Here is a 6,953-nt window from a genome sequence, read left to right as displayed (position 1 = left end):
CGAACGCCGTCGCCGAGGCGGGCGGGCAGGCCGTGGCCCTGATCGGCGGGCCCAGCACCACGCTGTCGCTGGTGACCGGGCTCGATGCGAAAGTCAGCGACCGGATCACGACACGCTTTTCCTATTCGCTCGATTACGACAGCGATCCTCCCCCTAACGCCGTCAGCACCGACACGCTGACGCGCTTCACTCTGGTCTATGGTTTTTGATCCCGCCGCGATGACCGCTCCCCGTTTCGACTTCACCATCGCCGCCACCGACGGCGCGGCACGCACCGGCGTCATCCGGATGCGGCGCGGCGACATTCGCACGCCTGCCTTTATGCCGGTGGGCACCGCAGCCACCGTGAAGGCGATGAAGCCGGAAACGGTGCGCCGGACGGGGGCCGACATCATCCTCGGCAACACCTATCACCTGATGTTGCGCCCTGGGGCGGAGCGGGTTGCGCGGCTTGGCGGGCTGCACAAATTCATGAACTGGCATCGCCCGATCCTGACCGATAGCGGCGGCTATCAGGTGATGAGCCTGTCGGACCTGCGCAAGCTCACCGAAGAGGGCGTCGAATTTCGCAGCCATATCGACGGGTCGAAGCATATGCTGACGCCCGAACGCTCGATGGAAATCCAGCGGCTGCTCGGCAGCGATATCGTCATGGCCTTCGACGAATGTCCGCGCGCCGATCAGCCGCGCGACGTGATTGCGAAGAGCATGGAGATGAGCATGCGCTGGGCGAGGCGCAGCCGCGAAGGCTTCGATGCGGGCGGCGAACATGCCGAAAAGGCCGCTTTGTTCGGCATCCAGCAGGGCGCGCTGGACGAGGAATTGCGGCGCCGATCAGCCGACGCGCTGACCGATATCGGCTTCGACGGCTATGCCATCGGCGGTCTGGCCGTTGGCGAGGGGCAGGAGGCGATGTTCGCCACCCTCGATTTCGCCCCCGGCCAATTGCCGCAGGACCGGCCGCGCTATCTGATGGGCGTTGGCAAGCCCGACGATCTGGTGGGCGCGGTGGAGCGCGGAGTCGATATGTTCGACTGCGTGCTGCCGAGCCGGTCGGGCCGCAACGGGCAGGCGTTTACCTGGGACGGCCCGCTCAATCTCCGCAATGCTCGCTTCGCCGAGGATCAGGAACCGCTCGATGCACGGTGCGCCTGCGACGTGTGCGGCACTTACAGCCGGGCCTATCTCCACCATCTGGTGAAAGCGGGCGAAATTCTGGGTGCCATGCTGATGACCGAGCACAACATCGCCTTCTACCAGCAATTGATGCAGACCATGCGCGATGCGATCGGAGAAGGGCGCTTCGCGGCCTTCGCAGCGGATTTTTGCCGGGACTATCTCAAATAATCGGGTCCGTCGGAGCGACGCCCCGGGTGAATGCCGAAAGCGTCAGGCCGCTTGCGAGACTGAGTCCGTGGCCGCTTCACGCGGTAGCCAGATATCGCGTCCCCGGTCGCTGAGCACGGCGCTGCCGCGCCTGCGCTCCTTCGCCTTGTAAAGCGACTGATCGGCCATATGAGTCGCGCGTTCGCGATCGATCATGGTATCGCGAAGTCGGACCGCACCGATCGTCCCACTGACCATGAAGGTGGAATCGCCGCTCGGTGACAGGCGCAACTGATCGAGCAGACGCTGAATGACCGGTTCGAGGTCGGCAACGAGAGCGGGATCGGTGATGAGCAGCACGAATTCGTCACCACCCAGCCGCGCGGCGAAGCTGTCATTGAGCCACGGCGCGCTCAGCACCTGGGCGGTCTTGACCAGCAATTCGTCGCCGACGGCGTGGCCGAAACGATCGTTCGCTTCCTTGAAACGATCGAGATCGATCAGAAGCAACGCGACGTCGCTTCCCGATGCGAGCGGCGCATAGGTTTTGGCATCGAAGCTTTCATTGAATCGGCGTCGGCTCGCAAGTCCGGTCAACTCGTCGGTGTTGGCCTTATGGATCAACGCCTGTTCGAGGCGATAGCGTTCCGTGACATCCTGAAACACTCCGATCAGCGCGACGGTCCTGCCCTGATCGAGCTCCACCTCGCCCATGGCACGAACGCGGCGCTGACGCCCGCGCGCGGTAATGAAATCGACCTCGAGATCGTAGGGGCGGCCCGTCGCGATCGCTTGATCCACCGCTGCCGACAGGATCGCCCGGTCCGAAGGAGGGTAGAAGCTGAGTGCATCCTCCAGCATCTCCTCCTGCCCCTTGGGCACCTCGTGGATGGCATAGACCTGGTCCGACCATTCCACGCGATTGTCCGCAAGGCACAGGCGCCAGGTTCCGAAGCCCGCAATCTTTTCACCTTGCCGCAGCTGCCGGTGCGAACGCTGCTGTTCGGCCAATAACTCGGTCAGGCGCTCCGCCGATCGTTCCGCGAGTGCTGCGTCAATTGCCGCCTGGACCAGCGATTGCGCCGCCAGGCCGAGCTGTTCGAGGGTTTGACGCTCCTGAGCGGAAAAGCTTCGCGGCACGAAATCGACCATGCACAACGCGCCGATCGGTACCAGATCACTATCTGGGCCGATCCTGACCCAGATCGGGCGACCGGCGTAAAACCGCATTCCGCCATCCGTCACCAATGGATTGGCGGAAAAGCGTGCGTCCTTCGTCAGATCCTCGACCACCAGAAGATCTGTTCCATCGAAGGCGTGGCGGCATATCGATTGCTCGACGGGCATTTCGCAGATGGAAGGGTCGGTAACCGCCTTGAACCATTGGCGATCGCATTCCACCACACTGATCGCGCCGATCGGGCAGCCGAACATGGTTGCCGTGGCGCTGGCGAGGCCGTCGAACTGGGCCTGCCGTGTCTCGCCGAGAAGTTCGGCAACGGCCTGAGCGTGAGATGCGCAAAACGCGGTCGGGTCGGAAACGGTCATGGCGCCGCTATATCCTCTGCAGGGTTGAACTTGGCCTGAAAGCTTTGCCGTAAAACTACGTAGTTCGAGTAGCGCTCCGGGCGGCTGCTTGAGAGGGAAACCGGAAACGGAAAAGGGCGGCCCCGAAGGACCGCCCTTTCGATGTTGCGATAAGGCTGGAAGCGATCAGCGCGAGTAGAACTCGACGACCAGATTCGGTTCCATCGTGACCGGGTAGGGCACTTCGTCGAGCTTGGGCACGCGAGTGAAGGTCACCTTGTCGTTGCCGTCTGGCGCGACATAGTCGGGGATTTCACGCTCGGGCAGGCTCTGCGCTTCGATCACCAGCGCCATGTCCTTGGCCTTGCTGCCGAGGCTGACGACATCGCCGACCTTCACGCGGGCCGAGGCGATGTTGGTCTTCTTGCCGTTCAGATAGATGTGGCCGTGCGAAACGATCTGGCGTGCGGCGAAGATCGTCGGCGCGAACTTGGCGCGATAGACCACCATGTCGAGGCGCTGTTCGAGCAGGCCGATCAGGTTCTGGCCGGTATCGCCCTTGATACGCGCGGCTTCCTGGTAGGTGCGCTTGAACTGCTTCTCGGTCACGTCGCCGTAATAGCCCTTGAGCTTCTGCTTGGCGCGCAGCTGGAGGCCGAAGTCCGACATCTTGCTCTTGCGGCGCTGACCGTGCTGGCCGGGGCCGTAGGAGCGCTTGTTGACCGGGGAATTGGGACGACCCCAGATGTTTTCACCCATCCGGCGGTCGAGTTTGTACTTGGCGCTCTTGCGCTTCGACATAAGTCGTATCCTTCGATTTGCTGTCGCCACCCCATTGGTGGCGCTTGAACCCGGTTTCGCACCGCATGGGCTGTTCCCATGCGCGGCCACCGCTTCACCGGGGTGCGGAGCCAATTCGCGAAGCGCGGCCCTTAGCAAATATCGCGGATGGGTCAAGCGGGGCGTTCCGCACTCGACAATCCGGGCGCGCGCGGGCAGGGCGCTGGACCATGGAAACCGATTATATCCTGCCCGACGATTGCACCTCCATGCTCGAGGTACGCCGCGGCGTCGATGCGACCGATCGCGAATTGATGGCGCTTCTCGACCGCCGGTTCGGATACATGCGCGCCGCCGCGCGGATCAAGACCGACCGGAGCGTGGTGCGTGACGAGGCCCGCAAGGCCGAGGTCGTCGCGAACGCCACTAAGGACGCCGACAATCGCGGATTGCCTGCGGATAAAATCGAACAGATCTGGGACCTTCTGGTCGAAGCTTCGATCGCCTACGAACTGGCCGAGTGGGACCGCATCAGGGCTTAGCGTCGGGTTTCGATCCACGCTGCAGGCTCGACAGGACGCCGCGCAGCGTGCGCACTTCAAGATGGTTCCAGCCTGGCTTCGTCAGCACGCCGCGCAGCGTCCGGCGTGTGGCGTCGGTGCGGGATTCGGGCAGGAAATAGCCCTTCGGCTCCAGCATCTCCTCCAGATGCGCGACCAGACCGTCCAGCTCTTCCTGCGGCGCGGGTGGCAAAAGGTCTTCCCGCGTCGGTTGGACCAGCGCCTCATGCTTGGACCATTCGTAAGCGCACAGGATTACGGCCTGAGCGAGGTTCAGCGATCCGAATTCGGGATTGATCGGCACGGTCAGGATTGCGCGGGCGAGCGCAACATCCTCGGTCTCTAGGCCTGAACGCTCCGGTCCGAACAGGATCGCGCTGCGCCCTTGCGCCTGCGCCATCGCGCTCGCCGCTTCCTCGGGCGTCACGACAGGCTTGGTCACCCCGCGCTTTCGCACGGTGGTGGCATAGACATGTGCGCAATCGGCCACGGCTTCGGCAGCGGTCTCGAACACGCGCGCCTGTTCCAGCACCGCGCTCGCCCCAGCCGCTGCAGGACCGGCGGACGGATTGGGCCATCCGTCGCGCGGAGATACGAGGCGCATTTCGACGAGGCCGAAATTCAGCATCGCCCGCGCCGCCTTGCCGATGTTTTCGCCCAATTGGGGACGGACGAGAACGATGACGGGTTTGTCAGCCATTCTATTCGGCCCGGCGTCCATCGGCCGCTTCCTGCACTGTGCTGGCGAATTCCTCGAAGTCGCGCGCCTCGCTGAAATCGCGATAGACGCTCGCGAAGCGGATATACGCCACGCTGTCCAATTGGCGCAGACCGTTCATCACCATTTCGCCGATGCGTTTCGACGGAATTTCCGCCTCGCCCGCAGTTTCCACCTGGCGCTGGATTCCGGACACGAGCTGGTCGATCCGTTCTTGTTCGACGCTCCGCTTGCGGCAGGCGAGGGCGATCGACTGTTCCAGCTTGCCGCGATCGAAGGGCTGGCGGCGGGCTTCTTTGCCTTCGCCGCCCGATTTCACCACCGTCACTTCGCGCAATTGCACGCGTTCGAACGTGGTGAAACGCGCGCCGCAACTAGCGCATTGCCGCCGCCGCCGAATAGCGGAATTGTCTTCCGTCGGGCGGCTGTCTTTGACCTGGCTATCTTCGTTGGCGCAAAATGGGCAGCGCATTCAGAGGTTTACTTTTTGATCCTGTTGTAGAATGCGAAGCCGGCTCCGACCACGGCACCCACCGGGAGCGATATGACCGGCAGCAGCGCACCGGCCAGAGCGCCGATCGCGGCACCGGCCAGAACAGGCTTGGTCGATGGGTGGTCCATTCCGCCCTTGGCCATGCCGGAGACTTCCGACTTGGCGTCTTCGACCCAATCGTTGCGGCGCGGATCACGATTATCCATGTTCGTACTCCTCAGCGGCCCGGATAGACCGGGAAACGATCGCACAGCTCGCTCACGCGATCGCGCACGCTCTGTTCCACGGCGGCATCGCCCTCGGCGCCGTTCTTCGACAGACCATCGACCACTTCGGCGATCAGTTTGCCGATCGTGCGGAATTCTTCCGTGCCGAAGCCACGGGTCGTGCCCGCAGGCGTGCCGAGGCGCACGCCGCTGGTCACGAAGGGGCTGCGCGTATCGTAGGGAATGCCGTTCTTGTTGCAGGTCAGCCACGCGCGATCGAGGCCCTTTTCGGCATCCTTGCCGGTCACGTCCTTCGCGGTAAGATCGACCAGCATCGAATGATTGTCCGTACCGCCGGAGACCACGCGAAGTCCGTTCTCTTCGAGGCTTGCGGCAAGGGCGCGGGCATTGTCCACCACGGCGCTGGCATAGTCCTTGAAATCGGGTCGCAACGCCTCTGCAAAGGCCACGGCCTTGGCCGCCACGATATGCATCAGCGGGCCGCCCTGCATGCCGGGGAACACCGCCATGTTGATCGGCTTGGACAGTTCGGGATCGTTCCACAGGATCACGCCCGAACGCGGACCGCGCAGGCTCTTATGCGTGGTGCTCGTCACGACATGGGCATGCGGCATGGGCGAGGGGTGGGCACCGCCGGCGACCAGGCCGGAAATGTGGCTCATATCGACCATCAGATAGGCGCCGACTTCGTCTGCGATGCGGCGGAAGCCCTCCCAGTCCCAGGTGCGCGAATAGGCGGTTCCACCGGCAATGATCAGCTTGGGCTTGTGCGCCTTGGCCGTAGCCATGACCGCGTCCATGTCGATCAGTTCGTCTTCCTGGCGCACGCCGTAGCTGACCGGGTTGAACCACTTGCCGCTCATATTGACGGGCGATCCGTGCGTCAGGTGACCGCCCGAATTGAGGTCGAGCCCCATGAAGGTGTCGCCGGGCTGGAGCAGGCCGAGGAACACCGCCTGATTCATCTGGCTGCCGCTGTTGGGCTGCACGTTGGCGAATTCGCATCCGAAGAGCTTTTTCGCCCGCTCGATCGCCAGCGTTTCGACCACGTCCGCGTAATCGCAGCCGCCGTAATAGCGCTTGCCCGGATAGCCTTCCGCGTATTTGTTGGTGAAGACGCTACCCGCGGCTTCCAGAACGGCGGAGGACGCGATGTTCTCGCTCGCGATCAGCTCGATCTTGTCCTGCTGGCGCTTCAGCTCGTTGCGGATCGCGCCATAAATTTCGGGATCGGCTTCCGACAGGCTGTCATGCCAAAACCGGTCGGTCGGGCTACGGTCTTGCGAGGCTGGCGCGTGCGTGGGGGCGGGCTGGGTGGCCAA

At 63.4% G+C, this 6,953-nt stretch carries 9 protein-coding genes; 3 read left to right on the top strand and 6 right to left on the bottom strand.

The window, feature by feature from the left end:
- Together A3736_RS09730 and tgt are read left to right on the top strand one after the other, a co-directional pair.
- A partial coding sequence (locus A3736_RS09730; RefSeq protein WP_156502065.1) for a DUF481 domain-containing protein occupies positions 1–209 on the top strand: 209 nt, incomplete at its 5' end.
- Positions 210–219: 10 nt separating this feature from the next.
- Entirely contained in the window at positions 220–1,347 is a 1,128-nt protein-coding gene (gene tgt / locus A3736_RS09725) for a tRNA guanosine(34) transglycosylase Tgt (RefSeq protein WP_067682367.1), read from the top strand.
- A 42-nt stretch (positions 1,348–1,389) separates the two neighbouring features.
- Here tgt and A3736_RS09720 read toward each other — a convergent pair whose 3' ends face one another.
- Together A3736_RS09720 and rpsD are read right to left on the bottom strand one after the other, a co-directional pair.
- Positions 1,390–2,874: a diguanylate cyclase domain-containing protein gene (locus A3736_RS09720; RefSeq protein ID WP_067682340.1), complete on the bottom strand. Its 1,485-nt coding sequence runs from the start codon at positions 2,872–2,874 to the stop codon at positions 1,390–1,392.
- Between the two features lie 165 nt (positions 2,875–3,039).
- On the bottom strand, positions 3,040–3,654 hold the full coding sequence (gene rpsD, locus A3736_RS09715; RefSeq protein WP_067682337.1) for a 30S ribosomal protein S4: 615 nt from the start codon (positions 3,652–3,654) through the stop codon (positions 3,040–3,042).
- 209 nt (positions 3,655–3,863) lie between these two features.
- Here rpsD and A3736_RS09710 point away from each other — a divergent pair, with 209 nt between their 5' ends.
- Positions 3,864–4,175 (top strand): chorismate mutase, encoded by a 312-nt coding sequence (locus tag A3736_RS09710; RefSeq protein ID WP_233999338.1) that lies wholly within the window; start codon positions 3,864–3,866, stop codon positions 4,173–4,175.
- On the opposite strand, the gene A3736_RS09705 is transcribed toward A3736_RS09710, so the two are convergent.
- Genes A3736_RS09705 through glyA form a run of 4 tightly spaced genes read right to left on the bottom strand, consistent with a single transcriptional unit; the run spans position 4,165 to position 6,953 of the window.
- Positions 4,165–4,893 carry an RNA methyltransferase gene (locus A3736_RS09705; RefSeq protein WP_067682334.1) on the bottom strand — a complete coding sequence of 243 codons (729 nt, stop codon included), beginning with the start codon at positions 4,891–4,893 and terminating at the stop codon, positions 4,165–4,167. The genes A3736_RS09710 and A3736_RS09705 overlap by 11 nt on opposite strands.
- Before the next feature lies 1 nt (position 4,894).
- Positions 4,895–5,383, bottom strand: a complete 489-nt coding sequence (gene nrdR / locus A3736_RS09700) for a transcriptional regulator NrdR (RefSeq protein WP_067682331.1) — start codon at positions 5,381–5,383, stop codon at positions 4,895–4,897.
- An 8-nt stretch (positions 5,384–5,391) separates the two neighbouring features.
- Positions 5,392–5,610: a hypothetical protein gene (locus A3736_RS09695; protein ID WP_067682328.1), complete on the bottom strand. Its 219-nt coding sequence runs from the start codon at positions 5,608–5,610 to the stop codon at positions 5,392–5,394.
- An 11-nt stretch (positions 5,611–5,621) separates the two neighbouring features.
- Entirely contained in the window at positions 5,622–6,953 is a 1,332-nt protein-coding gene (glyA, locus tag A3736_RS09690) for a serine hydroxymethyltransferase (RefSeq protein ID WP_082851424.1), read from the bottom strand.

Source organism: Erythrobacter sp. HI0063 (genome assembly GCF_001635685.1).
GTDB lineage: Bacteria > Pseudomonadota > Alphaproteobacteria > Sphingomonadales > Sphingomonadaceae > Qipengyuania.
The sequence above is the reverse complement of the archived record's forward strand: the minus strand, read 5'-3'. Positions and strand labels throughout refer to the sequence as shown.

Bases quoted from the DNA above. Each gene is read 5' to 3' on its own strand.
- tgt (WP_067682367.1), top strand. From the start codon at position 220: ATGACCGCTCCCCGTTTCGACTTCACCATCGCCGCCACCGACGGCGCG.
- A3736_RS09720 (WP_067682340.1), bottom strand. From the start codon at position 2,874: ATGACCGTTTCCGACCCGACCGCGTTTTGCGCATCTCACGCTCAGGCC.
- rpsD (WP_067682337.1), bottom strand. From the start codon at position 3,654: ATGTCGAAGCGCAAGAGCGCCAAGTACAAACTCGACCGCCGGATGGGT.
- A3736_RS09710 (WP_233999338.1), top strand. From the start codon at position 3,864: ATGGAAACCGATTATATCCTGCCCGACGATTGCACCTCCATGCTCGAG.
- A3736_RS09705 (WP_067682334.1), bottom strand. From the start codon at position 4,893: ATGGCTGACAAACCCGTCATCGTTCTCGTCCGTCCCCAATTGGGCGAA.
- nrdR (WP_067682331.1), bottom strand. From the start codon at position 5,383: ATGCGCTGCCCATTTTGCGCCAACGAAGATAGCCAGGTCAAAGACAGC.
- A3736_RS09695 (WP_067682328.1), bottom strand. From the start codon at position 5,610: ATGGATAATCGTGATCCGCGCCGCAACGATTGGGTCGAAGACGCCAAG.